The sequence below is a fragment of the Variovorax sp. GW821-FHT09B05 genome (assembly GCF_059418265.1).
Map to the genome: position 1 here is coordinate 283,623 of NZ_JBWKPN010000003.1, position 25,400 is coordinate 309,022.

Sequence of the window (25,400 nt, forward strand, 5' to 3'; positions counted from 1 at the left end):
CAATGCGCGCCATGGTCGAAATCGAAGAAATACGCCGCGCCGCGGCACGCCTCGCGGGACAGGTGCTCGACACGCCCTGCGTGGAATCGCGCACGCTGTCGGAGATCGTGGGCGCGCAGGTGTTCCTCAAGTTCGAGAACCTGCAGTTCACCTCCTCCTTCAAGGAGCGCGGCGCCTGCAACAAGCTGGTCGACCTGTCGGAGAGCGGCACCCGCGGCGTGATCGCGATGTCGGCCGGCAACCATGCACAGGGTGTGGCCTATCACGCGCAGCGGCTCGGGCTGCGCGCACTGATCGTGATGCCGCGCTTCACGCCCGGCGTGAAGATCGAGCGCACGCGCGGCTTCGGCGCCGAGGTGGTGCTGTTCGGCGACACGCTCGACGCGGCGCGCGCCCACGCGGTCGAACTGGCGCAGCGCGAGGGCCTGGCCTTCGTGCATCCCTACGACGACGAGGCCATCATCGCCGGCCAGGGCACGGTGGCGCTCGAGATGCTCGCGGCCGAGCCCGAGCTCGACACCCTGGTGGTGTCGGTCGGCGGCGGCGGCCTGATCGCGGGCATGGCCGTGGCCGCGCGCGCGCTCAAGCCCGGCATCGAGATCGTGGGCGTGCAGACCACGCGCTTCCCGGCCATGGTCAACGCGGTCCAGGGCACACAGCATCCGCAGGGCAAGAGCACCATCGCCGAGGGCATCGCCGTCGGCACGCCGGGCGTGCTGACGCGCGAGATCATCGCGCGCCATGTCGACGACCTGGTGCTGGTCGACGAAGGCGACATCGAGCAGGGCGTGCTGATGCTGCTCGAGATCGAGAAGACGCTGGTCGAAGGCGCCGGCGCCGCCGGGCTGGCCGCGCTGATCCGGCACCCCGAACGCTTCAAGGGCAAGCGCGTGGGCCTGGTGCTGTCGGGCGGCAACATCGATCCGCTGCTGCTCGCGGCCATCATCGAGCGCGGCATGGTGCGCGCCGGCCGGCTTGCGCGGGTGCGCGTCAGCGCGCGCGACGTGCCGGGCTCGCTGGCCCAGATCACGGCCACCGTGGCCGAAGCGGGCGCTAACGTCGACGAGGTCCACCACCAACGGGCCTTCACCATGCTGGCGGCGCAGAACGTCGACATCGAGCTGGTACTGCAGACCCGCGGCCGCGAACACCTGGCCAGCGTGCTGGAAGCGCTGGCCACGGCGGGCTTCGAGGCGCAGGAGCAGCACTGAGCCAGGCCGGGCCGGCTCGTCCAGTTACGTCTGGTTCCAGGGGTCTGGCAACCCCCTAGACCGCGGGCATGCACCCCACCGGTAAAATGCCATCAGTTCGTGTCATTCAAAGTATCAGAGGTATTTCCGATGTCCCACCCCACTCCTGTCGAGCCCGCACACGGCGCCGCCGCCGAGCAAGACACGGTCGAGTCGATCGTTCACCTGATGCCGCTCGTGCTGCCGATCGCCGGCGGCGTGCTGATGCTGCTGCTGGCATCGATCGCCGTCTTCCTGGCCTGACAGGCATTTGCGCTTTCGTCCGCGGGTCGTGCGGCCCGCGCTGACGCATCCTCCTCTCCCGAGCCGAAACGTTTTCTCAAACGGACCTCCACGCCGCCAGGCGTGGCGCACCGTTCGGAAAGACGATTTTTCAACTTAGGAGATTTCCGATGAACGCACCCACGACGAAGGGCCTTGGCATTCAGGCGCCCGCCTACGTCAAGAACGCCAAGCTGATTGCCTGGGTGGCCGAGATGGCCGCGCTGTGCAAACCCGAATCCATCTACTGGTGCGACGGCAGCAACGAAGAGTACGACCGTCTCTGCCAGCAGCTGGTGGACGCCGGCACCTTCCAGAAGCTCAATCCCGCCAAGCGCCCGAACTCGTTCCTCGCCTCGTCCGACCCGAGCGACGTGGCGCGCGTCGAGGACCGCACCTACATCTGCTCCGCCAACAAGGAAGACGCCGGCCCCACCAACAACTGGATGGCCCCGGCCGAGATGCGTGCCACTCTGCAGCCTCTTTTTGACGGCTGCATGAAGGGCCGCACGATGTACGTCGTGCCGTTCAGCATGGGCCCGCTGGGCTCGCCGATCGCGCACATCGGCATCGAGCTGTCGGACAGCCCCTACGTCGCGGTCAACATGAAGATCATGACCCGCATGGGCAAGGCCGTGTACGAGGTGCTGGGCGCCGACGGCGAGTTCGTGCCCTGCGTGCACACCGTGGGCGCGCCGCTCGAGGCCGGCCAGAAGGACGTCGCCTGGCCCTGCAACAAGACCAAGTACATCGTCCATTACCCCGAGACGCGCGAGATCTGGAGCTTCGGCTCGGGCTACGGCGGCAACGCGCTGCTGGGCAAGAAGTGCTTCGCGCTGCGCATCGCCTCGAACATGGGCCGCGACGAAGGCTGGCTCGCCGAGCACATGCTGATCCTGGGCGTGACCAGCCCCGCGGGCAAGAAGCACCACGTGGCCGCCGCCTTCCCCAGCGCCTGCGGCAAGACCAACTTCGCGATGCTGATCCCGCCGGCCGGCTTCGACGGCTGGAAGGTCACGACCATCGGCGACGACATCGCCTGGATCAAGCCCCAGGCCGACGGCACCCTGCGCGCCATCAACCCCGAGGCCGGCTACTTCGGCGTGGCCCCGGGCACCAACGACCTGACCAACCCGAACTGCATGGCCAGCCTCGACCGCGACGTGATCTTCACGAACGTGGCGCTGACCGACGACGGCGACGTCTGGTGGGAAGGCATGGGCGACGCGCCCGCGCATTGCATCGACTGGCAGGGCAAGGACTGGACGCCGCAGATCGCCAAGGAAACCGGCGCCAAGGCCGCCCATCCGAACGCGCGCTTCACCGTGGCCGCCACCAACAACCCCGCGCTCGACGACGCCTGGGACGATCCGAAGGGCGTGAAGATCGACGCCTTCATCTTCGGCGGCCGCCGCTCGACCACCGTGCCGCTGGTGACCGAGGCCCGCAACTGGGTCGAGGGCGTCTACATGGCCGCGACCATGGGCTCGGAAACCACCGCCGCGGCCGCCGGCCAGCAGGGCGTGGTGCGCCGCGATCCGTTCGCGATGCTGCCGTTCATGGGCTACAACATGAGCGACTACTTCCAGCACTGGCTCGACCTGGGCAAGAAGCTGCAGGCCTCGGGCGCCACGCTGCCGCGCATCTACACCACCAACTGGTTCCGCAAGGGCGCCGACGGCAAGTTCGTCTGGCCCGGCTACGGCGAGAACATGCGCGTGCTCAAGTGGATGATCGACCGCATCGAAGGCAAGGCCGACGGCGTCGACCACATCACCGGCGTGAGCCCGCGCTACGAGGACCTCAACTGGACCGGCCTGGACTTCAGCGCCGAGCAGTTCGCCACCGTCACCAGCATCGACAAGGCCGCCTGGCAGGCCGAGCTCAAGCTGCACGACGAGCTGTTCGAGCAACTGGCCCATCACCTGCCGAAGGAACTGCCCGCGACCAAGGCGGCGATCGAGCAGCGCCTCGCGGCCTGATGTCAAAGCGCCCCGCAAGGGGCGTTCCAGACGCAAAAAGCCGCCCGAGGGCGGCTTTTTCGTGGGCGCGATCGCCCGCTCCGATCAGTAGTAGCGCGAGCTGTTCATGCGGCGCATCGCTTCGTACAGCGTGGGCATGCGGGCCGCTTGCGTACGGGCGGCGGCACCGGCCAGCGCGTCGATCCTGGCCACGTCGGCCACGCTCGCCGTGCCTTCGGACTGCTGGCGCCAGACGGCGGCTTGCAGTTCGGCCATCACGCGCGGGTCGCTTTGCGCGGTGTCGAGGAAGCGGGCGTCGGCACGGGCCGAAGCGCGGCGCTGTGCGGCGGCGAGCCAGAGCGCGCCCAGCTTGTTGGCACCGTTGGCCAGCGAGCCGGCGAACAGGGCGATGACCGCGAAGGCACCGGCGCAGACCAGGGCCCAGGCCGCGAGCAGCGCGCCTTCGTCCCAGTGGGCGACGATGGTGTCGGCCACCACGAGCACCGCCGAGACGATGGCGACGATCAGCAGCAGGATCAGCGGACGGGCGCTGTTGCCGCCGCGTGCGGCCTTCAGGTGTCCGAACAGGACTTCGGCGCGTTGGACGCCGGGGTGGACGGTGGGTTGGTCGACGTGAATGAAGCTGGTCATGGTGCCCTCCAAGGCGTGTTTCTATTTCCGATGCCTCGATATTAGGGTTTGCCCTAGTAAGTTTCCACTTTATCTTTCTGATGTTTATCATTCACAAGACTGATGGACGTCAATTTCCGCACACTCGACCTCAACCTGCTGCGCGTCTTCGACGAGGTGATGGCGGAACGCAACCTCACGCGCGCCGCGCGCAACCTGTCGATCACGCAGCCGGCCGTGAGCAATGCGCTGCGGCGGCTGCGCGAGGTGCTGGGCGACGAGCTGGTGCGCCGCGCCGGTGCCGGCGTGGAGCCCACGCCGCGCGCGCTGGCGCTGTGGCCCACGGTGCGCGACGCGCTGCGCCAGCTGCAGCACACGCTGGCGCCGGGCGAGTTCGATGCCGGCACCGCCGACACCACCTTCCTGCTGGCGATGGCCGATGCCACCGCGGCCGAGCTGATGCCGGGCCTGGTGCGGATCGCCGAGACCGAGGCGCCGGGCATTTCGATGCGGGTGCTGCCGCTGACCACGCGCGACCCGCGCCGCATGCTCGAGCACGAGGAGGTCGACATGGCGATCGGCTACTTTCCGGCCGTGATCGCGAGCCTGGCGGCGCGCGGCCAGTCGGGCGTGGGCGTGCCCTTCGAGACCCAGCGGCTGTACCTGGGCCAGTACGTGTGCGTGATGCGCCGCGGCCATCCGCTGGCCGAACGGCCGCTCACGCTCGACGACTACTGCGCCGCGCGACACCTGCTGGTGAGTTTCTCGGGCCGGCCCTATGGCTTCATCGACCAGACGCTGGGTGCGCTCGGGCGCGAGCGGCGCATCGTGGTCACGGTGAACCAGTTCTTCACGGCCGGCCAGGTGGTCGCGACCACCGATCTGCTGACCGTGCTGCCGCGCCATTTCGTGACGGTCACGGGCATCGGCGACCAGCTGGTGCTGCGCGACCTGCCCTTCGACCAGCCGCCGGTGCACGTCGATGCCATCTGGCACCGGCGCGCCCAGCACGCCCATTCGCACGAATGGCTGCGGCAATCGCTGCTGCGCTCGGCGGCGGCCGCTTTCGCGGGCTCGATACTCGGGCAGCAGGTGCCGGGCTGAAACGCCCGGCGGTTGGAATCGCTCGCGGGTCAGCGAACGACGCGCAGCCAGGCGGCTGCCGCGCCGCGCAGTTCCTGCGCGTGGTGGGCGTCGAGGCCCGCGCGCACATCGGCGCTTTCCATCAGCGCCGCGGCGTGGCTGGCCGGCGCAGAATTGGCGGAGGAACGGAAGAAACGTGCCACTTGGGCAATGAGGCTGAACATGATGGTGCGCGGCTCTTGGCTGCGCTGCAGTGGTTGATGCCCCATAGATTAGGGGTTAACCCTAGTTAAAAAATGCCACATCTATGCGTGATACGCATAGACTGATCCACCTAGATAGAAACCCTGATGAAACTGCAGCTGCTCTCGGACCTGCATCTCGAGTCCCACCCGCGCTTCCACGCCGAGCCCGTGCCGGGCGCCGACCTGCTGGTGCTCGCGGGCGACGTGGGCTCCTACCAGGAAGGCTCGCGCCTGGAGGATCCCGACTTCGGCCTCGGCCGCTTCTCGCCCAAAAAGGGCTGGCCGACGCCCGTGATCTACGTGCCGGGCAACCACGAATACGACAACCTCGATTTCGACGAGACCCACGTTCGGCTGCGCGCGCTGTGCGAGGAGCTCGGCATCCTCTGGCTCGAGCGCGAAACGCTGGTGATCGAGGGCATCCGCTTCATCGGCACCACGCTGTGGGCCGATTTCGACGCGCTCGTGACGCCCACCGACGGCCTCGCCGAAGCGCTCAAGAAGCGCGGCAAGGCGATGCGCGCGGCCGACTTCTATCTCGAGAAGATGTCCTCGCGGCGCAATGGCATGCCCTTCCTGTCGGCCGAGCTGCGAGAGCAAGGGCTCACATGCCAGGCCTGGCTGCGCGAGGCGCTGGCCCGGCCTTTCGACGGCACCACGGTCGCCATCACCCATTTCGCGCCTTCGCTGGCCAGCGCCGACCCGCGCTACGGGCTCACGCCCGGTACCGCGGGCTTCTGCAACTCGCTCGACGAGCTGCTGCCGCAGGCCAGCCTCTGGCTGCACGGCCACCTGCACTGCGCCTTCGACTACGTGAAGGACGGCTGCCGCGTGGTCGCCAATCCGCTGGGCTACCGCAGCAAGGGCGAGCAGGAGGGCTTCCGGCCCGAGCTGCTGATCGAGATCCGCTGAGTCCGAAAGCCACCGCGATGCCGCCGATATGATGGCCCGCACTCCTCCAACCACCGCCCTTCGGCCTCTTGCCGCCCGCGCATGCTCGACAACCTCGCACCCTTCCTCATCCACTGGGCCATCACCGCGCTTTCGCTCTGGGTCGCCAGCCGCATCTTCAAGGGGCTGAGCTTCGAGAGCACCGGCGCGCTGATCATCTCGGCGCTGCTGCTGGGCCTGGCGAACGCGGTCGTGAAACCGCTGCTGATCGTGCTGACCCTGCCGCTCACGCTGGTGACCTTCGGCCTGTTCCTGCTGGTGATCAACGCGCTGATGATCCTGCTGGTGGCGGCGCTGGTGCGCGGCTTCCGGGTCTCGGGCTTCTGGACCGCGCTGTTCGCGAGCCTGTTCGTCTCGATCCTCAGCATCCTGATCGGCGCCTTCGTCGGCGGCAGCGATCCCGCCACCACGATCCAGATGCCGCAGGGCACCGGCAACTGGCTCTAGCCAGCGCCGCGCTTCAGCGCGCGGCCAGCCCGTCGAAGCAGGTCGAGAGCACGAGTTCGACGATCTGCGCGTCGCTGTGCTGCCCGCCGCCCTGGAGAAAACCCAGCACCGGATCGCAGCCGCGCGCATAGAGCGTGTAGAGCACGCCGATCGCGGGCAGCTTGGGATTCATCGAGCCGTTGGCCTGGGCCGCCTGGATCCAGCCGCCGAGGGTGTCGCTGATGGTCACCAGCCGGTCGATGTAGCCGCGGTTGCCCAGCAGGGTCGCACGCAGGCTGGAGTTCTGGTGCGGCAGCGTGGGCATCTCGCCCGCGAGCTGCAGCTCGAGCGCCCAGCGCACCGTGGCGCGCAGCTTGCCGATCGGCGGCTCCTCGGCCGGCAGCGCCGCGAGCATGTCGAGCGTGCGCTGCATCAGCCGCACCATCGCGGCGGCCGCCAGGTCTTCCTTGCTCGGGAAATGCTTGTAGAGGCTGGCCTTGGCAATGCCCACCGCGGCCGCGACCTCGTCGACCGTCATCGACTCGAAACCCTTCTGCGCCAGCAGCCGGTTGGCGGTCTGCACGATGGCCTCTTCCCGCGCAGCCAGCATCTGCGCCTTGAAGGAAGGCTTGGCGGTCGAAACGGTCATGCCGAAATTCTAGTCTCGCGCGTCATCCGGCATACGGCGCGCGTGCCGAATTACCAAGCAGTCTGAAGTTCCACCCCGGGGCTCAGGCGCCGCGGCGCTCGTGCGCGCTGTCCTTGTAGTGCTGTGCCTTGTCCGCGTACATCGCGCGGTCGGCGCGCTGCAGCGCGGCCTCGAGCGAATCGCCCACGTGGCAGGTCGCCAGCCCGATCGCCAGGCTCAGCGCATGGCCGCTCTGGCCGGCATGGAACTGGTTGTTGAGCTCCAGCAGCGCGAGGATGCGCTCGCGCATCGCCTCGGCGCCGCGCTCGTCGGTCTGCGGCATCAGCACCGCGAACTCGTCGCCGCCGATGCGCGCGGGCCAGGACGGCGTGTCGACCGCCTTGTCGAGCACCTCGCCCATGCGGCGCAGCATGGTGTCGCCGGCGGCGTGGCCTTCCTGGTCGTTGAGCTGCTTCAGGCCGTTGAGGTCGATCGCCACGATCGACACCGGCCACGGCCCCTTGCGCGCGAGCCGGTTGAGCTCCTCGGTGTAGAAGGTGCGGTTGCACAGCTGCGTGAGCACGTCGTGCTTGCCCAGGTACTCGAGGTAGGCCTCGGCCTTCTTGCGCGCGGTGATGTCGACCAGCGAGACCAGCACCAGGTCCCAGCTGTCGAGCCGGTCTTCCTGCACCGCGAACTGCATGTGGATGTTGAGCAGCTCGCCCGAGAGCGAATAGTTGATCACCTCGCGCTGCTGCAGCGTCTTGTGGTTCCACAGGTCGTTGAGCTGCTCGGCGAAGGACTCGCGCATCTCGTCGCGGAAGATGCGCGACAGGCTGCCCAGCAGGGTGCGCAGGTCGGGCGCGCCGAACATGCGCAGGGTCTCGTGGTTCACGTCGATGACGCGGATCTCCTGCATGCAGCGGGTCACGAACTCGGGATGCACCTTGAGGAAGGTGGCGAAGTCGGTTATGCCGCGCGCGCGCAGGTTGTCGAGCAGGCCGCGCACCGCGCTGAAGTCCTCCACCCACAGCGAGACCGGCGAGTGGTCGAACAGGCTGCGCGCATAGCGCTCGCTCTCGGCCTGCCGGCGCTGGGCCGCCACGCGCTCGGTCACGTCGTCGAGCGCGACCAGCACGCGGTCCCAGTGCGCCTCGTGGCCCGGCAGCACGCGCGCGCGCACCCGCACGTCGAGCCGGCGGCCGTCGAGCGCGTAGTTCACGGTCTCGCTCTCGAAGCGCATCTGGCCGCGCCAGAGCTGGTCGAGCTCGTGCACCACGGTGGCCGACATGTCGCCGCGGAACACGCTGTCGAGCGACCCGAGCAGCTGCGCCTGGCTCTCGGCCGCGAACAGCTCGAGCGTGTGGCGGTTCACGCGCAGCACCTTCAGCGAGGCCATGCAGTCGCGCACCCGCTGCGGATCCTCGGCCAGGAAGGCGACGAGGTCGGTCACGCCCTGCGCGCGCCAGCCGTCGAGCATGCGCCGCAGCGCGCTGTAGTCCTCGATCCAGAGCGAGACCGGCGCCAGATCGAAGGTGGCGTCGAGGTCGTCGACGGGAGCGGCATCGGTCGCGTCGGTCAGGTCCATCCGTGAAGCTTTCGAAAGAAGAGGCGGGACAAGCGGGGCAGCGCGGACTAAAACCTAATTATTACCCTGCCAAGACACCATGGCGCATCCCGCAACCGGGGATTCTGCCTGCCGCCCGTCCAGAAAAGCCCCGCTCAGCTCAGCATCTGGCCGCGGCTTCCGATCACCGCCACGTCCACGAAATTACCGCCTTCGCGGTTCGCGCGGCCGTAGTTCAGCTTCAGGCCGCCGAGGTCGAAGCCCTCGATGCGCTCGAGCCCCTGCAACACCGAGGCACGATTCAGCGACGGCCCGGCGCGGCGCATGCCCTCGGCCAGCACGGCGGCATTCACGTAGCCCTCGAGGCTCGCGAGCGAGAACTCGCGCGTGCCGTTGGCGACCATGTCGGCCTGGTAGCGGCGCACGATCTCGAACTTGGTCGCGTTCGGCGACGGCACCACGATCGTGAAGCCCAGCCCGCGCGACAGCTCGCCGAGCGCGCCGAGCGAACTCGCCGTGATCGACAGCCCGTAGGCCGAGCTGTTGCCGCCCGCCTCGCGCAGCGCCTTGAGGAACACCGGCGCCGTGCCCGCGAGGCCGACGATCACCACCTGCGGCTTCGCCTGGGCGATGGCCGTGGCGGCCGGGCCGACCTCCATGCTGGTGGTGTTGGGCGTGGTCGCGACCACGGCTGGCTCGAGCTTCGCCTTCGCGAGCGAGGCCTTGAAGGCCGCCAGCAGCGACTGGCCCAGCGGGTCGTCGGAGTGCACGAGGCCGATGCGGTCCTGGCCCAGCACCCGGGCCGTGCTCACCAGCTTCTCGATCTCCTGCGCGTAGTTGACGCGCACCCAGAAGGTGTTGGGCGCGTTCTTCTTGCGCAGCGCGAGGGTGCCGGTCAGCGGCCCCACCACCGCCATGCCCGGCACCGCGTCCATCACTTCCGAGGACGGGCGCGTGCCCAGCGGATGCAGCAGCGCGAGCACCGAGGCGTCCTTCTCGAAGGCCAGCGCATTGGCCTTGGCCAGTTCGGGCTTGAACTGGTCATCGGCCATCACGAGCTCGACCCTGGTGCCGTTGAAGCCGCCCGCGCGGTTCATCGCCGCGAAGAAGGCCGAGGAGCCCTGGAACAGTCCCTGGCCGTTGACCTTCTCCACGCTGCTGTTGTCGAAGGTGGCGCCGATGCGCAGCGGCCGGTTCTGCGCGAAGGCCGGCAGGCCCAGGCCCGCGGCGAAGGCCGTGGCCGCGATACGGCCCAGGGCCCGGCGGCGGCCGGTGGGCAGGACGGGGGATGGCGGCACGCGCGGCGTCGCGACGGTCATGGTTCGAGGCTCCCTGGCGACATCCTGGCGATGTCTTGGTGACAAAACTTCACACTTTTGCCAGGAATGTAACTCACACCGCTCGCACCGGAATGACAGGCCGGCCCCCCGCCCGCCGCGGCGTGTCAGAGCAGCTCTTCGCCCACGATCGGCAGCAGCAGCCAGTTCTTGAAGCGCAGCCAGATGAACTCGCCGGGCTCGTCCTCGTGGACGATGTCGCCGCCCGCGTCGTCGTACTCGAGCCACTGCACGCGGCGGCCGTCGGGCCCCAGCCGCAGGCGGTAGCCGATGTTGACGCGCGCGGTGGTGCGCATCAGCCGGTCGTAGTCGTTGACCATGTCGGGGCTGTCGATCACCAGCCCCATCTCGGTGTTGACCGCGGCCGAGCGGTGGTCGAGGTTCATCGAGCCGACGAAGAAGCGCTCGTCGTCCACGATCGCGAGCTTGGCGTGCAGCCGGCTGATGGTCTTGCCGAAGTCGCCGAACTGGCCCGAGCGCCCGCTGAGCAGCGGCGCGATCTCGAAGATGTTGACGCCGATCTTCAGCATGTCGGCGCGGTAGCGCTCGTAGCCCGCGTAGGCCAGCGGCTCGTCGGTGGCGCCCAGCGAATTGGTGATCACCGTGATGCGCGCGCCCGAGGCGATGTTCTTCTTCATCTGCGCCATGCCGCGCGCGCCCGGGATGAAGTAGGGCGAAGCGATCTTCACGTCGTGCTGCGCCGAGTCGATGACGCCGAGCGCGCCCTCGGTCACGCTGCCGCGGTAGGCCAGCTCGGGCTTGCGCGTGATCTTCTCGGGGTCGTCCACGAACAGCGTGAACGGCGCCCAGTAGCGGTCGAGCTTGCCGGTGATGAGCTGCTCGCCCACCGGCGACTTGTCGAGGATGTCGCGCGGGCGGATCGGCACGTCGGGCACCGCGGTGCGCGCGATCTCGTCGAAGCGGCGCTGCGCCGCCTCGGGCGTCATCGCCAGCGGCGCGATGTTCTCGATCGGGCGCACGTGCGGGCTGTTCCAGTAGCGGTCGAAGCCGTCCGACATCTGGCGCACCACCGGGCCGCACGAGATCACGTCCATGTCGATGAAGTTCGCCGCGGTGCTGCGCATGAAGTACTCGTTGGCGATGTTGCGCCCGCCCGAGACCGCGAAGCTGTTGTCGGCGATCAGCAGCTTGTTGTGCATGCGGTGGTTGATGCGGCCGAAGTCGGTGATCGACAGCGCCAGCCGCGTGGCCAGCGAGCTCGCGCGCGAAGGCAGCGGGTTGAACAGCCGCACCTCCACGTTCGGGAAGGCCGAGAAGGTGCTGAAGACCTCGTCGGAGCCGCCGGTGTAGAGGTCGTCGACCAGCAGGCGCACGCGCACGCCGCGCGCGGCCGCCTCGCGCAGCTCCTTGAGGAACAGCAGGCCGACGTCGTCGTTCTCGATCAGGTAGTACTGGACGTCGAGCGACTTCTCGGCGTGGCGCGCCAGCGAGATGCGCGCGTCGAAGGCGAAGGCCGCCTCGGGCAGCAGCCGGAAGCCCGACAGCGGGGTTTCGCTGCCGCCCGGCGCGTCCTTGTAGGCGAGCTGGCCCAGCTCGGTCTGCGTCACGTCGGTGAAGGCCAGCGTCGGCGGCTTGTCGGGCGGCGGTGGCGGCAGGCTCGCGCAACCCGAAATCCATGCGGCCGCGGCGCACAGGGCGAGCGCGGCAAGGCGGCGGAGCGAGGTGGCGGACATGGCTCGAAATGTAGCTCGCGGCGGTGACGAACGTCACCCCTATGATCGGCGCGGCGCCACCGGCGCATGCAGGGGTAAGAGAAGGCTAAGAAAAGGGGTCGGAAAAGAGTGCTCAACGGCTTGTGGCTGGGTTTCTTCCTGGTGGCGGCGCTGGCCGCCTTCGGCCGCTGGCTGCTCGGCGGCGACCCGGCCGTCTTCGCGGCGCTGGTCGAGAGCCTGTTCGCGATGGCCAGGCTCGCGGTCGAGGTCATGGTGCTGCTGTTCGGCACCCTCACCCTGTGGCTGGGCTTCCTGCGCATCGCCGAAGCGGCCGGCCTCGTGGCCTGGCTCGCGCGCATGCTCGGCCCGCTGTTCCGCCGGCTCATGCCCGGCGTGCCGGCCGGCCATCCGGCGCTGGGCCTGATCACCATGAACTTCGCGGCCAACGCGCTGGGCCTGGACAACGCCGCCACGCCGATCGGCCTGAAGGCGATGCGCGAGCTGCAGCGGCTCAACCCCGACCCGGTCACGGCCACCAACGCGCAGATCCTGTTCCTGGTGCTCAACGCGTCCTCGCTCACGCTGCTGCCGGTCACCATCTTCATGTACCGCGCGCAGCAGGGCGCGGCCGATCCCACGCTGGTGTTCCTGCCGATCCTGCTGGCCACCAGCGCCTCCACGCTGGTCGGGCTGCTGTCGGTGGCCGCCGTGCAGCGGCTCAGGCTGTGGGACCCGGTGGTGCTGGCCTACCTGCTGCCGGGCGCGCTGCTGCTCGGCGGCTTCATGGCCCTGCTGGGCACGCTCTCGGCCGCAGCCATCGCCTCGCTCTCCTCGCTGCTGGGCAACCTCACGCTGTTCGGCGTGCTCGTCGCCTTCCTGCTGGCCGGCGCGCTGAAACGCGTGAAGGTCTACGAATGCTTCATCGAGGGCGCCAAGGAAGGCTTCGACATCGCGAAGAACCTGCTGCCCTACCTGGTCGCGATGCTGTGCGCGATCGGCGTGCTGCGCGCCTCGGGCGCGCTCGACCTCGCGCTCGAGGGCGTGCGCTGGCTGGTCCACGCGGGCGGCTTCGATGCGCGCTTCGTCGACGCCCTGCCGACCGCGCTGGTCAAGCCCTTCTCGGGCAGCGCGGCGCGCGCGATGCTGATCGAGACCATGAAGAGCCAGGGTGTCGACAGCTTTCCCGCGCTCGCGGCCGCCACCATCCAGGGCAGCACCGAGACCACCTTCTACGTGCTGGCCGTGTACTTCGGCGCGGTCGGCATCCAGCGCGCGCGGCACACGGTGGCCTGCGCGCTGCTGGCCGAGCTGGCAGGCGTGGTCGCGGCGATCGCGGTCTGCTACTGGTTCTTCGGCTGAAGACCGGCGTCCGGCAGGTGCGCCGCGATCTCCTCGCGCATGATGCGCGCCAGCTCTTCACGGCGCGGCTGGATCCTGAACATCGGACCGCCCACCAGCAGCGCGAACTGGCGCTGCCCCACCTGCAGCGGCAGCGCCACGCCGCCGAGGTCGGCCGTGAACTCCGCGGCGCCCTCGAACCATCCACGCTGGATCGAGCGCGCGATCTCGATCTCGACCGCCTCCACGCTCATCAGCGTGGTCGGCGTGTAGCGCTCGAACACGGCCTTGCGCAGCACGGTGGCGCGGTCGGCGTCGGACAGCTGCGACAGCAGCGCGCGGCCGGTGGCGGTGACGTGCAGCGGCACCAGCTTGCCGGGCGCGGCCGAATAGCGCACGGCATGCGGCGACTCGACCGCGTCGATGAACAGCGCCTGGCCGCCGCTGATGGCGCCGAGCACGGCCGTCTCCTGGGTGCGTTTCGACAGCGCCTCCAGCAGCGTGCGCAGGCTCGGCGGCAGCGGCGCGGCGCGCTCGATCGCATCGATGAGCTGCTGCCAGCGCGGCGACGGATAGACGCCTTCGCGCGCGCGCGGCTCGTAGAGGTAGCCGCGATTGGCCAGCGTGCCCAGCAGGTTGAAGGTGCTCGAGCGCGGCCAGCCGAAGTGCTTCGAGATCTCGGCCAGCGTGGCCGGCCGTCGATGCGTCGCGAAGAACTCGATCAGCTCCAGGGCATTGACGACCTGCTTGACATCCACGGATGAAAAATTCCTTCTGACTGACGACGGAGTGGGGCCCGGTACCGGCGGGAAGTCTAGCCGGAGCCCACCGGCCCGCCCGGAGCGGCCAAGCCGAGGATGCGGCGCGCCTGCACCTCGTGCGGCCGGTCGATCATCCGGCCGTCGAGGCTCGCCACGCCCGCGGGCGTGGCGGCGAGCGCGTCCAGCACGGCGCGGGCCCAGTGGCGCTCGGCCTGCGACGGTTCGAAGGCCGCGTTGACGATGGCGCACTGGTCCGGATGGATCGCCGCCTTGGCGCGAAAGCCGTCGACGCGCGCGGCCGAGGCCTCGGCGCGCAACCCCTCGCCATCGGCGAAGTCGGTGTAGACCGCGTCGATGGCCATCACCTCGGCCGCCGCCGCGCCGAGCAGGCACAGGTTGCGCGCGAGCTCGAACGGCGCGCGGTAGCGTCCGTCCGTGCGGTTCGACGATGCGCCCAGCGCGCCCGCCAGGTCCTCGGCGCCCCACATCAGGCCGCACAGCCGCGCGCTGCTTCCCGCATAGCCGGCGAGCCCCAGCACGGCGGCCGGCGTCTCGGTCGCCACGGCGATGATCGAGGTGCGGCCCGGCGGCAGCGCGAGGGCCGCCTCCATGCCGTCGAGCACGTGGTCCAGGTGGACGATGTCCTCGCGCCCCGCGCACTTGGGCAGCACCACGCCATCGGGCCCGCCGGGCATCACGGCGCCGAGGTCGGCGAGCGTGAGGCCGGTGTCGAAGGCATTGACGCGCACGAACACCCGGCGCGCGCCCCGCTCGCGGCCCAGGGCCTCGCGCGCCAGCCGCCGGGCCTCGTCCTTGCGTTGCGGCGCCACCGCGTCCTCGAGGTCGAGGATCAGCGCGTCGGCCGCGCTCGTGAACGACTTGTCGATCTTGCGCGGGCTGTCCGCGGGCACGAAGAGAAAGGATCGCATCAGGGCATCTCGTGGGGTTGGGAATCGAGGGAGCCGGCGACCGCGCCGGCCTGCAGGAGGCCATCGAGCCGGTCGCCACCGATGCCCCAGGCGCGCGCGACGGCCAGGCCGCCCGCGCCGGTTTCGGGTGGCGGGCGCTGGATGGCGCCCGGCGTGCGCGACAGCCGCGGCGCCGGCGCGGGCTGCGCGACGCCGTCGACCCGCACGAAGCTCGCGCGTGCCCGGTTGTGCGGATGCGCCGCCGCCTGCTCGTGCGACAGCACGGGCGTGACGCAGGCATCGCAGTCCTCGAACAGCGCGCACCAGTCGGCCTGCGTGCGGCTCGCGAACAGCGCGCCGAGCATGGCCTTGGCCGCGGGCCAGGTGGCAGGCTCGTCGAGCCCCGCGAGCGCATCGGGCGCGAGGCCGGCGCGTTCGGCGAACACCGCGCGGAACTTGCGCTCGATCGCGGCGAAGGCGACCCAGGCACCGTCCGCGCAGCGGTAGACCTCGTAGAACGGCGCGCCCGAATCGAGCAGGTTGCAGCCGCGCGGCGCCGCGTGCATGCCGGCCGCATAGAGGCCGAAGAACGAGGTCATGAGCAGGGCCGCGCCCTCGACCATCGAGGCATCGATGACCTGGCCGCGGCCCGAGCGGCCGCGCTCGACCAGCGCGCAGGCGATGCCGAAGGCCAGGTTCAGCGCCCCGCCCGCATAGTCGCCGACCAGGTTCAGCGGCGGCGTGGGCGCCTGCCCGGCCCGGCCCATGGCATGCAGCGCGCCGGCCAGCGCGATGTAGTTGAGGTCGTGTCCCGCGGTGCGGCTCATCGGCCCGTCCTGCCCGTAGCCGGTCATGCGGCCGTAGACCAGCGCCGGCTGGCGCGCCAGGCAGGGCTCGGGGCCGAGTCCCAGCCGCTCCATCGTGCCGGGCCGGAAGCCCTCGACGAGCACGTCGGCCGCGCCGGCGAGATCGGCCGCGAGCGCGACGCCCTCGGGCGCCTTGAGGTCGATCGCGATCGATTGCTTGCCGCGGTGCGGCAGCTCGAAGCGCCGCGGCCGCGGCAGCCCGATGTCGGCCGCCTCCCTGCGCTCGACCAGCAGCACCTCGGCACCCATGTCCGCGAGCAGCATGCCGCACAGCGGCCCCGGGCCGATGCCCGCGAACTCGAGCACGCGGATGCCGGCGAGCGGTCCCTGCGTCAATGCCATGCTCTTCTCCCCCCGATGGATGCGCGCCAGCCGCGGGCCAGCGTTTCACGAAATTCGGGCGCGGCGATCGCGACCAGCCGCTCGGCCCGCTGGTCCAGCGTGGCGTGGCGCAGGTCGGCGGCGCCGAACTCGGTGACGACCAGGTCCACGTCCGCGCGGCCGATGGTGGCCGGGTTGCCCGCGAGGTCGAGCACGATGCGGCTGCGCCGTCCGCCGTCGGCGGTGGCCGGCAGCACCGTGATCGCGCGCCCGCCCGGCGACTGCCGCGCGGCGCGCGCGAAATCCAGCAGGCCGCCAACACCGCCGCGCTGGCGTCCGCCGATGGCCTCGCAGTTGACCTGGCCCGACAGGTCGACCTCGAGCGCGCCGTTGATCGCGCACAGGCGATGCAGCCGCGCCATGACCTCGGCCGCGTGCGTGTAGCAGGCGGGGCGCACCTCGACGGCCCGGTTGTCGTCGACCCAGCGATAGAGCTCGGCGCTGCCGATCACGGTGTTGGTGACCGAGATGCCGGCGTCGATGCCCTTGCGGCTGTTGTTCGCCGCGCCCGTGCGCACGAGCCGCGCGCCGGCGTCGCCGAGCACGCCCGAATGGATGCCGAGGTCGCGGTGCCCGCCGAGTTCGGCCAGCGCGGCATCGGGCAGGCTGCCGATGCCGGTCTGCAGCGTGGCGCCATCGGGGATGGCGGCCGCGACATGGCGCGCGATCGCCTGCTCCACCGGCCCGGAACGTGCCGGCGCCAGTTCGACCGGCGGTCCGTCGGCCGCCACCCAGTGGTCGACGCGCAGGTCGCCCGGCAGCGTCGCGCCATGGGTCCAGGGCACGGCCGGGTTCACCTCCGCGATCACGACGCGCGCGCGCCGCGCGGCGGCCAGCGTGTAGTCGTTGGCCAGGCCCAGGCTCGGCGGCCGGTGCGCTCCGCCCGGCGCCACCTGCAGCAGCACCACGTCGGCGCGCAGCGTGCCCTCGGCGAACAGCCCGGCCAGCAGCGCGTAGCGCTCGGGCAGCACCTCGAGCAGGCCGCGGTCGGCCAGGCCGCAGGTGCGCGCCATCGCGCCGTACGAGAGGAAGCGCATGCCTGGCGGCACCGGGCCGTCGAAGCTCGCCGACAGGGTGGTGCCGAGGAACACCGTCGACGGCAGCGCCGCGCCGTCGTCCGCCATCAGCCGCCGCGTCAGCGTCAGCGGCTCGGCCGCGGCCTGGCCGCAGACGATCCAGTCGTCCGCGCGCAGCAGGCCGCGCAGGTCGAAGTCGCGCGCGTCGACCGGCGACGACCCGCCCGTCATGCGAGGGCCGGCTCGGGCTGCCGGCGCATGAAGGCGGCGCGCTGGCAGACGCAGACGATCTCGCCGCGCTGGTTGTAGCCGCGGTGCTCGAAGTCGACGATGCCCGCGTCGGGTCGCGACTTCGAGACGCGCATGCTCTTGACCGTGGTCTCGATGCGCAGCGTGTCGCCCGCGAACACCGGCTTCGGGAACGTGACCTCGCGCATGCCGAGGTTGCCGATGGTGGTGCCCAGCGTGGTCTCGCTGACCGACAGGCCGATGACCAGCGCCAGCGTGAAGGTGCTGTTGACCAGCGGGCGGCCGAACTCGGTCTTGGCCGCGAACTCGACGTCCAGGTGCAGCGGCTGCGGATTCATGCTCAGCACGGTCGCCAGCAGGTTGTCGGTTTCGGTGACGGTGCGCGTGGTCGCGTGCTGGAAGATGTGTCCGATCTCGAACTGCTCGAAGTAGAGGCCTGCCATGGTGGGTCCTGTGCGTGGGTGGAAGCGGAGGGAAAGAAATTCAGTCGCGCGGCCCGGGGCGGCCATCGACCGTGCTGCCTTCGGCCAGCATCGCGTCGATGCGCCCGGCATCGAAGCCGGCCTCGGCCAGCAGCTCGACGCTCTGTTCGCCGATGCGCGGCGCATGCCGCCGGATCGAGACGTCGGCGCTGCTCCAGCGCGTGCTGGGCCGCATCTGCACGATGCGGCCTTCGGACGGATGCTCGCCGCGCTCGAAGAAGCCCACCGCCTCGAGGTGCGGATCGACCAGCAGGTCGTCGATCGAGTTGACGCGCGCGCACGGCACCTCGTGCGCGCGGCACAGCGCGAGCCACTCGTCGGTGCTGCGGGTGGCGATGATCTCGGCGAGCTGCGCGTAGGTCGCGTGATAGTTGCTGGCGCGCGCGCTCTGGCTGCCCAAAAGCGGATTGCTGTCGATCTCGTCGGCGCGGCCGATCGCGGCGTAGAAGGCCCGGAACTGCTTGTCGTTGTAGGGCGTGGCGGCGATGTAGCCGTCGAGCGTCCTGTAGGGCCGGCGGTGCGGCGTGAGCAGGCGGCTGTAGCCCGACTCGCCGATCGGCGGCTCGAAGGCCTGCCCGTTGAGATGGTCGCCGAGCACGGTCTGCACCAGCGTCTCGAACATCGGCACCTCGATCGCCTGGCCGATGCCGGTGCGCTCGCGCATCAGCAGCGCGGCCAGCGTGGCGTGTGCCGCCGTCAGCCCGGTCACGCGGTCGGCGACGGTCATCGGCACGAACACCGGCTCGTCCAGGCCCGCGCGCACGAACAGCCCCGACACGCCGGCGCCGGCCTGGATGATGTCGTCGAAGGCCGGCTGGTTGGCATAGGGGCCGTGCTCGCTGTAGCCCACGAGCGCGACGTAGACGATCGACGGATTGATCGCGCGCAGGTCCTCGTAGCCGAGCCCCGCACGCTGCATCGCGGCCGGACGCACGTTGTGGATGAACACGTCGGCCGAGCGGCAGAGCGCGAACAGCGCCTCCTTCGCGGCCGGCTGCTTGATGTCCAGCACGATGCTGCGCTTGTTGCGGCCGTTCGCCAGGTACATCGCCCCCATGCGCGGCGTGCGCGCCATGCCGGCGTGGCGCATCACGTCGCCCTCGGGCGGCTCGACCTTGATGACGTCGGCGCCGTAGTCGCCCAGCACCTGGGTCGCGACCGGGCCCATGAGCACCGTGCTCATGTCGACGATGCGGAAGCCCGCGAGCGGCGCGGGCGTGGGGGGAACTGTCATGCGTCTCCTGGGAATTGTTCTTTATCGTGTACGAATAGTACACATAGATGAACAACAAAGCCAAGCTCTCAAGACGCTCCTGTTGACTCTGGAAACTCTTTTGACTTCAGGTCTTTGCTCACCTCCAGAGGAAAAACATCTCCGCCGCCGACCAGCCTAGGTGTTCTCCCTCATGTCAATATTGAACACATAGATGAATGATTGGGTTTTCAACCTGTCGCCCGTCCATGAATTTCCAGCTCAGCGCCGAACAGGAATCCATCCGCGATTCCATCCAGAAGATCTGCCGCCGTTTCGACGATGCCTACTGGCTCGAACGCGACCGGGAAGGCGGCTTCCCCACGGCGTTCGCCGACAGCCTGGCCAAGGACGGCTGGCTGGGCATCTGCATTCCCGAGCAGTACGGCGGCTCGGGGCTGTCGATCGCGGATGCGGCCGTGATGATGCAGACCATCTCGCGCTCGGGCGCCGGGATGTCGGGGGCCTCGGCGGTGCACATCAACGTGTTCGGGCTCAACCCCGTGGTCGTGTTCGGCAGCGAAGCCCAGAAGCAGCGCATGCTGCCGCCGATGGCGCGCGGCGAGGTCAAGACCTGCTTCGCCGTGACCGAGCCGAACACCGGCCTCAACACCACCCAACTGCGTACGCGCGCGCAGCGCCGCGGCGACCGCTATGTGGTCAACGGCAGCAAGGTCTGGATCTCGACCGCCCAGGTCGCGCAGAAGGTGCTGCTGCTCGCGCGCACCACGCCGCTGGAGGAGGTCGAGAAGCCCACGCACGGGCTCACCCTGTTCTACACCGACCTCGACCGCAGTCGCATCGAGGTGCGCGAGATCGAGAAGATGGGCCGCAAGTGCGTCGACTCGAACGAGCTGTTCATCGAGGACTTCGAGATTCCCGTGGAAGACCGCATCGGCGAGGAAGGCCGCGGCTTCGAATACATCCTGCACGGCATGAACCCCGAGCGCGTGCTGATCGCCGCCGAGGCCGTGGGCCTGGGCCAGCTCGCGCTCGAGCGCGCCACCGCCTATGCCAACGAGCGCGTGGTCTTCAACCGCCCGATCGGCCAGAACCAGGGCATCCAGCATCCGCTGGCCCGCAACTGGATCGAGCTCGAGGCGGCCTGGCTCATGGTGATGCAGGCGGCCTGGCAGTACGACAGCGGACTGCCCTGCGGCGCGGCCGCGAACGCCGCCAAGTACCTGGCCGGCGAGGCCGGTTTCAATGCCTGCCAGCAGGCGGTGATGACGCACGGCGGCTTCGGCTACGCGAAGGAATACCACGTGGAGCGCTACCTGCGCGAGATCATGATTCCGCGCATCGCGCCCATCAGCCCCGAGCTGGTGCTGTGCTTCATCGCGGAGAAGGTGCTGGGGCTGCCCAAGTCCTACTGAGACACACGGCACGCACGCCACGCATCGACCGACCGGACCCACAACAAGCCCTCAGCGGCACAGGAGACAAGCATGCAGATTCTGGATTCCTTCCTGGCGAAGGCGCTCGCGGCGGGCGCGCTCGCCCTGGCCTGCGCCGCGGCCTCGGCCCAGCCCTATCCGGCCAAGCCGATCCGCGTCGTGGTGCCCTTCGCCGCGGGCAGCGGCACCGACGTGATGACGCGCGTGCTCATGGAAGACGTGCACAAGGGACTGGGCGCCCCGATCGTGATCGACAACAAGCCCGGCGCCAACGGCTCGATCGCCGCCGAGGCCGTGAGCAAGGCCGCGCCCGACGGCTACACCCTGCTGCTGGGCACGAGCTCGGCCCACTCGGCCAATCCCTGGCTCTACAAGAAGCTCAACTACGCGCCGATCAAGGACTTCACCGCGATCGCGCGCACCACCAACTTTCCGTTCGTGCTGGTGGTCAATGGCACCTCGCCCCTGACCAACGTCGCCGACTTCCTCAAGGCCGTGCGCGGCGGCGCGAAGAACACCATGGGCTACGGCAACGCCACCGGCCAGGTGGCGGGCGCCCACCTGATGAACGTCGGCAAGTTCTCGGCGATCGCGGTGCCCTACCGCAGCACGCCGCCGGCGCTGGTCGACCTGGTGGGCGGCCAGTTCGACTTCATGTTCGTGGACCTGGCGTCGTCGCAGGGGCTGGTCAAGGACGGCAAGGTGCGGCCGCTGGCCATGATGGCCGACAAGGGCTCGGTCCTGATGCCGGGCCTGCCGGCGCTGGGCGAGACCTTTCCGGGCTTCTCGTACATCGCCTGGGGCGGGCTGATGGGGCCGGCCGGCATCCCGCCGGACATCGTCGCGAAGCTCAGCGCCGAAGTCGTCAAGTCGCTCAACAAGCCCGCGATCAAGGAACGCTTCGCGGCGCTGGGCCTCGAGCCCTATCCCGCGCCGCCCGAGGAATTCGCGCGCTTCATGGTCGAGCAGGAAGCAGCCTGGGGCACGCGCATCAAGGACGCCGGCATCCAGGCGGAGTGAGCCGGTGTCGAGCACATCCGAAGTCCAGACGCTCGCGCACCTGGCGTCGCGCCGCCGCAGCTGCCGGGCCTTCCTGGACGAGCCGCTGCCCGACGCCACCATCGAGTGCCTGTTCGAGACCGCGCGCCACACGGCCTCGTGGTGCAACACGCAGCCCTGGCGCATCGTCGTGACACGCGGCGCGGGCACCGAGCGCTTCCGCGCGGCCATGCAGGCCGCGGCGCGCGCGCAGCCGCCGGCCAGCGACTTTCCCTTTCCCGCCGAGTACCGCGGCGTGCACCTCGAGCGGCGCCGCGAAGCCGGCCTGCAGCTCTACGACGCCGTCGGCGTGCGCCGCGGCGATCGCGACGCCTCGGCGGTCCAGGCGCTGCGCAACTTCGACTTCTTCGGCGCGCCCCACGTGCTGGTCGTCACCGTGCCGGCCGAGCTCGGGCCCTATGCGCTGGTCGACGCCGGCGGCTGGGTCGCGAACTTCCTGCTGGCGGCCGAGGCGCACGGCGTCGCGGCCATCGCGCAGGCCGCGCTGGCGCGGCACGCCGCGGCGATCCGCGCGCATTTCGGCCTGCCCGCCGACCAGCAGGTCGTGTGCGGCATCTCCTTCGGCCACGCCGATGCGGACGATCCGGCGAACGGCTACAGGACTTCGCGCGCGCCCATCGACGCGACCCTGCAGTGGTCGCGCGACTGAAGGGCGCGGTGCCTAGGATTCCTGCGGCACCGCCTCGCGGCCCGTGAGTCCCACCCTCGCCCCCGCGCGCAGCGCCTGCCTGTAGGCCGTCGGCGAACTCCCGGTGACGCGCTTGAACGCATGGCTGAAGGCGCTCTCGGAGGTATAGCCCAGGCTCTGCGCCACGAGCGCGACCGGCGTGTCGTCCTCGCCCAGCGCGCGCTCGGCCAGGCGCATGCGCCACTCGGTCAGGTAGCCCAGCGGCGCGATGCCGGCCACGGCCTTGAAGTGCGAGGCGAAGGTGGTGCGCGACATGGCGCAGGCGCTGGCCAGCTCCTCGAGGTGCCAGGCACGCGCCGGATCGTCGTGCATCGCCCGCAGGGCCGGCGCGATGCGCGGCTCGCTCAGGGCGCGCAGCCAGCCCGCGACCAGCGGCCCCGAGGTTCCCAGGTGCGCGCGCAGGATCTGGATGAACAGCAGCTGCGCGAGCTGGGCCGCGGCGAGTTGCGCACCCGGCTGTGCCTGCGTGCGCTCCTCCATCAGGTGATCGAGCAGCCAGCGGAACACCGGGGCCTGCGGCGCCGACGCGCGGACATGGATCCACGGCGGCAGCGCATTCAACAACAAGGGCCCGCTGACCGGGTCGAGCAGCACATGGCCGCCGATGTGCGCGAACTCGCTGCCGTCGCCGAGCTGCGCCGAGGAGCGGCCCGCGCCCGAGAACAGGCCCATGGCATCGACGGGCTCGACCTCGGGGTCGCTGGACAGGATCGACCAGCGGTGCGCCGACAGCAGCCCCACGTCGCCGGTCTCGAAGCGCGCGGGCTCGGGCTCGCCCTCGATGCGAACCCAGCAGTGGCCCTTCACGACGGCGAAGAACTTGATCTTGTCGGGCGCCGGAAACCGGATCGCCCAGGTGCCGCCGGCCGTGAAGCCGCCGGTCACCAGGCTCTGCGCATGGGTCAGCTTGAGGATGTCGGAGAAGGGATCGGCGCTCATCTTCGTACTATCGCGCAAGCAAAGCGTACTCCCAAGCATTCACAGTCCGAGCCCCTCGAAATATCGTTCCCCACCTCGCATCACGGACGAACAAGGAACGGACATGGAACAGGCTTTGGTATTGGTCACCGGCGGCACCGGCTTCATCGCGCAGCACTGCATCCTCGCGCTGCTGGCCCAGGGATTTCGCGTCCGCACGACCGTGCGCACGCTCGCACGGGAAGCGGAGGTCCGCGAACACCTCAGGACGGGCGGCGCCGAGCCGGGCGAGCGGCTGGGCTTCGTGGTCGCGGACCTGGGCGCGGACGCCGGCTGGGCCGAGGCCGCGAAGGGATGCACCTACGTGATCCACGGCGCCTCGCCCACGCCATCGGGCAGCTATGCCACCGACGAGGACTGGGTCCGGCCGGCCGTCGACGGCAACCTGCGCGTGCTGCGCGCCGCGCGCGATGCCGGCGTCAAGCGCGTGGTCCTCACCTCGGCCTTCGGCGCGGTCGGCGTCGGCCATGGGCCGATGGGCCGGCCCTTCAATGAAGAGGACTGGAGCAACCTCGCGGGCGACGTCGCGCCCTATCAGCGGTCGAAGACGCTGTCCGAGCGCGCCGCGTGGGCCTTCGTCGAGAAGGAAGGCCGCGGCCTCGAGCTCGCGGCCGTCAATCCGACCGCGGTGCTGGGCCCCGCGCTCGGTGCCGACTTCTCGCACTCGATCCAGATCATCAAGGGAATGATGGACGGCCAGCCCGGCTCGCCGAAGATCAACTCGGGCTTCGTCGACGTGCGCGATGTGGCGGACCTGCACCTGCTCGCAATGACGCATCCGGCCGGCAAGGGCGAGCGCTTCCTCGCGATCGCGGGCGAGAGCCTGTGGCTGGCCGACGTGGCGGGCATCCTGCGCGAGCGCATGGGCACGGCGGCACAGAAGGTGTCGACGCGGGCCCTGCCGAACTGGCTGGTGCGGCTCGGCGCGAAGACCGACCCGCGCATGAAGGCCGTCGTGCCGATGCTCGGCGTGAACATGAACGCCACCAGCGAGAAGGCCCGGCGGCTGCTCGGATGGAATCCGCGCCCGGCCGAGGAGGCGATCGTCGCCACGGCCGAGAGCCTGGTGCGGCTCCAGCTGCTGAAGGCGTGAGCGGCGCACGCCGCCGCCTCATTCCCTCCCGCGCGCCCGGTAGCTGCCGGGCGCGATGCCGGCGAAGCGCCGGAACGCGCTCGACAGGTGGCTCTGGCTGCTGAAGCCGCACTGCAGCGCGATCTCGACCAGGCTCAGCTCGGTGCGCAGCAGCAGCGTCCGCGCGCGCGCGATCCGCGCGGCCATCAGGTAGCGGTGCGGCGGCATGCCGAAGGCGCGCTTGAACCAGCGCGCGAACGAATAGACATCGAGTTGCACGAAGGCCGCCATCTCGGCGAGCGTGAGCTTCTCCTGCAACTGGTCGAGGATGAACTGCTGCACGCGCCGGCGCAGCGCGTCGCCGGCCTCGATGCGCTCGACCTGCAGCCGCGGATCGGCCGTATGGTGCCGCCGCAAGTAGGCCGCCAGCGCCACCGCGATGCTTTCCCCGTAGATCGCGCCGCCCGGATAGCCCTCGCGGATGTCGGCGGCGAGCGCGAGGCTGGCCTGCCAGACGAAGCCGTCGCGGATGCCGTTGCCCGGCACCAGCTCGACCGTCCTCGCGCCCGGCGAGCTCGAGACGGCCTGCACCAGGCCCGGCGTCAGCCCCAGCACCACGCCGCGCCAGCGGCCGCGCGCATGCCCGCTGTACGACAGCCCGGCGGGAAAGATGCCGAAGCTGCCCGGCGCGAAGTCACCCGTCACCGGCCGGTGCCCCGACCAGTGGATGCGCGCGGAGGTCAGTGCCTCGTGGTGCAGCATCACGCCGTGCTGGAACAGCACGGTCTCGGGCATCTCCCCACCCGAGCCGCGCCACTCCTCGAGCCGCAGCCCGGGCCAGAGGCCCTGGTCCTGCAGCAGGACCGCCTCGGGTTCGAACTTCGTGCGGGACGCGGTCGTGGTGTCGAATCGCTCGGCGAAGGTCTGCACGGGCGTCTTGT

Annotated in this window: 25 protein-coding genes; 11 read left to right on the top strand and 14 right to left on the bottom strand. The window is 70.0% G+C overall.

Translation table 11 applies throughout. The features are described from left to right. Window positions 1–11: 11 nt before the first annotated feature. The 3 genes from AC07RM_RS09685 to AC07RM_RS09695 all read left to right on the top strand — a co-directional run bounded on the left by AC07RM_RS09685 (window position 12) and on the right by AC07RM_RS09695 (window position 3,493). A complete protein-coding gene (locus AC07RM_RS09685; RefSeq protein WP_495334314.1) occupies window positions 12–1,211 on the top strand; it encodes a threonine ammonia-lyase in 1,200 nt (399 codons plus the stop codon). Between the two features lie 129 nt (window positions 1,212–1,340). Next, window positions 1,341–1,493, top strand: a complete 153-nt coding sequence (locus AC07RM_RS09690) for a hypothetical protein (RefSeq protein ID WP_177239348.1) — start codon at window positions 1,341–1,343, stop codon at window positions 1,491–1,493. Window positions 1,494–1,642: 149 nt separating this feature from the next. Then, window positions 1,643–3,493 carry a phosphoenolpyruvate carboxykinase (GTP) gene (locus AC07RM_RS09695; protein ID WP_208511002.1) on the top strand — a complete coding sequence of 617 codons (1,851 nt, stop codon included), beginning with the start codon at window positions 1,643–1,645 and terminating at the stop codon, window positions 3,491–3,493. 84 nt (window positions 3,494–3,577) lie between these two features. On the opposite strand, the gene AC07RM_RS09700 is transcribed toward AC07RM_RS09695, so the two are convergent. Continuing rightward, entirely contained in the window at window positions 3,578–4,123 is a 546-nt protein-coding gene (locus AC07RM_RS09700) for a hypothetical protein (RefSeq protein ID WP_093344175.1), read from the bottom strand. 102 nt (window positions 4,124–4,225) lie between these two features. Here AC07RM_RS09700 and AC07RM_RS09705 point away from each other — a divergent pair, with 102 nt between their 5' ends. Next, a complete protein-coding gene (locus AC07RM_RS09705; RefSeq protein ID WP_093343834.1) occupies window positions 4,226–5,206 on the top strand; it encodes a LysR family transcriptional regulator in 981 nt (326 codons plus the stop codon). Between the two features lie 29 nt (window positions 5,207–5,235). On the opposite strand, the gene AC07RM_RS09710 is transcribed toward AC07RM_RS09705, so the two are convergent. After that, window positions 5,236–5,409 (bottom strand): hypothetical protein, encoded by a 174-nt coding sequence (locus AC07RM_RS09710; protein WP_177239347.1) that lies wholly within the window; start codon window positions 5,407–5,409, stop codon window positions 5,236–5,238. A gap of 126 nt (window positions 5,410–5,535) precedes the next feature. Here AC07RM_RS09710 and AC07RM_RS09715 point away from each other — a divergent pair, with 126 nt between their 5' ends. Beyond that, complete coding sequence (locus AC07RM_RS09715) at window positions 5,536–6,342, top strand: metallophosphoesterase (RefSeq protein ID WP_495334315.1); 807 nt, start codon at window positions 5,536–5,538, stop codon at window positions 6,340–6,342. An 81-nt stretch (window positions 6,343–6,423) separates the two neighbouring features. Next, window positions 6,424–6,828 (top strand): phage holin family protein, encoded by a 405-nt coding sequence (locus AC07RM_RS09720; protein WP_093343829.1) that lies wholly within the window; start codon window positions 6,424–6,426, stop codon window positions 6,826–6,828. A 13-nt stretch (window positions 6,829–6,841) separates the two neighbouring features. Here the strand turns inward: AC07RM_RS09720 and AC07RM_RS09725 are convergent, their stop codons facing one another. The 4 genes from AC07RM_RS09725 to AC07RM_RS09740 all read right to left on the bottom strand — a co-directional run bounded on the left by AC07RM_RS09725 (window position 6,842) and on the right by AC07RM_RS09740 (window position 12,033). After that, window positions 6,842–7,456, bottom strand: coding sequence for a TetR/AcrR family transcriptional regulator (locus tag AC07RM_RS09725; RefSeq protein ID WP_495334316.1), 615 nt, complete (start codon window positions 7,454–7,456; stop codon window positions 6,842–6,844). A gap of 82 nt (window positions 7,457–7,538) precedes the next feature. Beyond that, window positions 7,539–9,023 carry a sensor domain-containing diguanylate cyclase gene (locus tag AC07RM_RS09730; RefSeq protein WP_093343828.1) on the bottom strand — a complete coding sequence of 495 codons (1,485 nt, stop codon included), beginning with the start codon at window positions 9,021–9,023 and terminating at the stop codon, window positions 7,539–7,541. Window positions 9,024–9,157: 134 nt separating this feature from the next. Beyond that, complete coding sequence (locus AC07RM_RS09735; RefSeq protein ID WP_495334317.1) at window positions 9,158–10,321, bottom strand: ABC transporter substrate-binding protein; 1,164 nt, start codon at window positions 10,319–10,321, stop codon at window positions 9,158–9,160. A gap of 125 nt (window positions 10,322–10,446) precedes the next feature. Further along, window positions 10,447–12,033: a phospholipase D family protein gene (locus AC07RM_RS09740; RefSeq protein WP_495334318.1), complete on the bottom strand. Its 1,587-nt coding sequence runs from the start codon at window positions 12,031–12,033 to the stop codon at window positions 10,447–10,449. 108 nt (window positions 12,034–12,141) lie between these two features. Between AC07RM_RS09740 and AC07RM_RS09745 the strand changes: the two genes are divergently transcribed. After that, the gene (locus AC07RM_RS09745) at window positions 12,142–13,371 is read left to right on the top strand and encodes a nucleoside recognition domain-containing protein (RefSeq protein ID WP_495334319.1); all 1,230 of its coding nucleotides are present in this window, start codon (window positions 12,142–12,144) and stop codon (window positions 13,369–13,371) included. On the opposite strand, the gene AC07RM_RS09750 is transcribed toward AC07RM_RS09745, so the two are convergent. The 6 genes from AC07RM_RS09750 to AC07RM_RS09775 are packed head-to-tail and all read right to left on the bottom strand — an operon-like array spanning window position 13,353 to window position 19,247. Then, window positions 13,353–14,108 (bottom strand): IclR family transcriptional regulator, encoded by a 756-nt coding sequence (locus AC07RM_RS09750; protein WP_203203635.1) that lies wholly within the window; start codon window positions 14,106–14,108, stop codon window positions 13,353–13,355. The genes AC07RM_RS09745 and AC07RM_RS09750 overlap by 19 nt on opposite strands. A 56-nt stretch (window positions 14,109–14,164) precedes the next feature. Then, entirely contained in the window at window positions 14,165–15,040 is an 876-nt protein-coding gene (locus AC07RM_RS09755; RefSeq protein ID WP_495334320.1) for an HpcH/HpaI aldolase/citrate lyase family protein, read from the bottom strand. Further along, the gene (locus tag AC07RM_RS09760) at window positions 15,040–16,227 is read right to left on the bottom strand and encodes a CaiB/BaiF CoA transferase family protein (protein WP_495334321.1); all 1,188 of its coding nucleotides are present in this window, start codon (window positions 16,225–16,227) and stop codon (window positions 15,040–15,042) included. Before AC07RM_RS09760 ends, AC07RM_RS09755 begins: the two co-directional genes overlap by 1 nt. Continuing rightward, window positions 16,218–17,513: an acetyl-CoA hydrolase/transferase family protein gene (locus tag AC07RM_RS09765; protein WP_495334322.1), complete on the bottom strand. Its 1,296-nt coding sequence runs from the start codon at window positions 17,511–17,513 to the stop codon at window positions 16,218–16,220. Before AC07RM_RS09765 ends, AC07RM_RS09760 begins: the two co-directional genes overlap by 10 nt. Next, window positions 17,510–17,974, bottom strand: coding sequence for a MaoC family dehydratase (locus AC07RM_RS09770; RefSeq protein ID WP_495334323.1), 465 nt, complete (start codon window positions 17,972–17,974; stop codon window positions 17,510–17,512). The genes AC07RM_RS09765 and AC07RM_RS09770 overlap by 4 nt, the downstream gene beginning before the upstream one ends. 40 nt (window positions 17,975–18,014) lie before the next feature. Further along, window positions 18,015–19,247, bottom strand: coding sequence for a CaiB/BaiF CoA transferase family protein (locus tag AC07RM_RS09775; RefSeq protein ID WP_495334324.1), 1,233 nt, complete (start codon window positions 19,245–19,247; stop codon window positions 18,015–18,017). A 227-nt stretch (window positions 19,248–19,474) separates the two neighbouring features. On the opposite strand from AC07RM_RS09775, the gene AC07RM_RS09780 reads away from it, so the two are divergent. The 3 genes from AC07RM_RS09780 to AC07RM_RS09790 all read left to right on the top strand — a co-directional run bounded on the left by AC07RM_RS09780 (window position 19,475) and on the right by AC07RM_RS09790 (window position 22,370). Next, window positions 19,475–20,641, top strand: a complete 1,167-nt coding sequence (locus tag AC07RM_RS09780; protein ID WP_209540356.1) for an acyl-CoA dehydrogenase family protein — start codon at window positions 19,475–19,477, stop codon at window positions 20,639–20,641. A gap of 72 nt (window positions 20,642–20,713) precedes the next feature. After that, complete coding sequence (locus tag AC07RM_RS09785) at window positions 20,714–21,682, top strand: Bug family tripartite tricarboxylate transporter substrate binding protein (RefSeq protein ID WP_398495517.1); 969 nt, start codon at window positions 20,714–20,716, stop codon at window positions 21,680–21,682. A 4-nt stretch (window positions 21,683–21,686) separates the two neighbouring features. Continuing rightward, entirely contained in the window at window positions 21,687–22,370 is a 684-nt protein-coding gene (locus AC07RM_RS09790; protein WP_495334325.1) for a nitroreductase, read from the top strand. Between the two features lie 12 nt (window positions 22,371–22,382). On the opposite strand, the gene AC07RM_RS09795 is transcribed toward AC07RM_RS09790, so the two are convergent. Beyond that, on the bottom strand, window positions 22,383–23,387 hold the full coding sequence (locus AC07RM_RS09795) for an AraC family transcriptional regulator (RefSeq protein ID WP_495334326.1): 1,005 nt from the start codon (window positions 23,385–23,387) through the stop codon (window positions 22,383–22,385). Between the two features lie 64 nt (window positions 23,388–23,451). Here AC07RM_RS09795 and AC07RM_RS09800 point away from each other — a divergent pair, with 64 nt between their 5' ends. Next, window positions 23,452–24,480 (top strand): SDR family oxidoreductase, encoded by a 1,029-nt coding sequence (locus AC07RM_RS09800; protein ID WP_495334327.1) that lies wholly within the window; start codon window positions 23,452–23,454, stop codon window positions 24,478–24,480. Window positions 24,481–24,498: 18 nt separating this feature from the next. Here the strand turns inward: AC07RM_RS09800 and AC07RM_RS09805 are convergent, their stop codons facing one another. Next, window positions 24,499–25,389, bottom strand: a complete 891-nt coding sequence (locus tag AC07RM_RS09805) for a helix-turn-helix domain-containing protein (protein WP_495334328.1) — start codon at window positions 25,387–25,389, stop codon at window positions 24,499–24,501. Window positions 25,390–25,400: the final 11 nt, after the last annotated feature.

Coding starts and splice junctions, on each gene's coding strand:
- AC07RM_RS09780 (WP_209540356.1), top strand. CDS start 19,475: ATGAATTTCCAGCTCAGCGCCGAACAGGAATCCATCCGCGATTCCATC.
- AC07RM_RS09735 (WP_495334317.1), bottom strand. CDS start 10,321: ATGACCGTCGCGACGCCGCGCGTGCCGCCATCCCCCGTCCTGCCCACC.
- AC07RM_RS09765 (WP_495334322.1), bottom strand. CDS start 17,513: ATGACGGGCGGGTCGTCGCCGGTCGACGCGCGCGACTTCGACCTGCGC.
- AC07RM_RS09795 (WP_495334326.1), bottom strand. CDS start 23,387: ATGCTTGGGAGTACGCTTTGCTTGCGCGATAGTACGAAGATGAGCGCC.
- AC07RM_RS09775 (WP_495334324.1), bottom strand. CDS start 19,247: ATGACAGTTCCCCCCACGCCCGCGCCGCTCGCGGGCTTCCGCATCGTC.
- AC07RM_RS09695 (WP_208511002.1), top strand. CDS start 1,643: ATGAACGCACCCACGACGAAGGGCCTTGGCATTCAGGCGCCCGCCTAC.
- AC07RM_RS09710 (WP_177239347.1), bottom strand. CDS start 5,409: ATGTTCAGCCTCATTGCCCAAGTGGCACGTTTCTTCCGTTCCTCCGCC.
- AC07RM_RS09715 (WP_495334315.1), top strand. CDS start 5,536: ATGAAACTGCAGCTGCTCTCGGACCTGCATCTCGAGTCCCACCCGCGC.
- AC07RM_RS09720 (WP_093343829.1), top strand. CDS start 6,424: ATGCTCGACAACCTCGCACCCTTCCTCATCCACTGGGCCATCACCGCG.
- AC07RM_RS09760 (WP_495334321.1), bottom strand. CDS start 16,227: ATGGCATTGACGCAGGGACCGCTCGCCGGCATCCGCGTGCTCGAGTTC.
- AC07RM_RS09785 (WP_398495517.1), top strand. CDS start 20,714: ATGCAGATTCTGGATTCCTTCCTGGCGAAGGCGCTCGCGGCGGGCGCG.
- AC07RM_RS09755 (WP_495334320.1), bottom strand. CDS start 15,040: ATGCGATCCTTTCTCTTCGTGCCCGCGGACAGCCCGCGCAAGATCGAC.
- AC07RM_RS09725 (WP_495334316.1), bottom strand. CDS start 7,456: ATGACCGTTTCGACCGCCAAGCCTTCCTTCAAGGCGCAGATGCTGGCT.
- AC07RM_RS09690 (WP_177239348.1), top strand. CDS start 1,341: ATGTCCCACCCCACTCCTGTCGAGCCCGCACACGGCGCCGCCGCCGAG.
- AC07RM_RS09705 (WP_093343834.1), top strand. CDS start 4,226: ATGGACGTCAATTTCCGCACACTCGACCTCAACCTGCTGCGCGTCTTC.
- AC07RM_RS09770 (WP_495334323.1), bottom strand. CDS start 17,974: ATGGCAGGCCTCTACTTCGAGCAGTTCGAGATCGGACACATCTTCCAG.
- AC07RM_RS09685 (WP_495334314.1), top strand. CDS start 12: ATGGTCGAAATCGAAGAAATACGCCGCGCCGCGGCACGCCTCGCGGGA.
- AC07RM_RS09730 (WP_093343828.1), bottom strand. CDS start 9,023: ATGGACCTGACCGACGCGACCGATGCCGCTCCCGTCGACGACCTCGAC.
- AC07RM_RS09800 (WP_495334327.1), top strand. CDS start 23,452: ATGGAACAGGCTTTGGTATTGGTCACCGGCGGCACCGGCTTCATCGCG.
- AC07RM_RS09740 (WP_495334318.1), bottom strand. CDS start 12,033: ATGTCCGCCACCTCGCTCCGCCGCCTTGCCGCGCTCGCCCTGTGCGCC.
- AC07RM_RS09700 (WP_093344175.1), bottom strand. CDS start 4,123: ATGACCAGCTTCATTCACGTCGACCAACCCACCGTCCACCCCGGCGTC.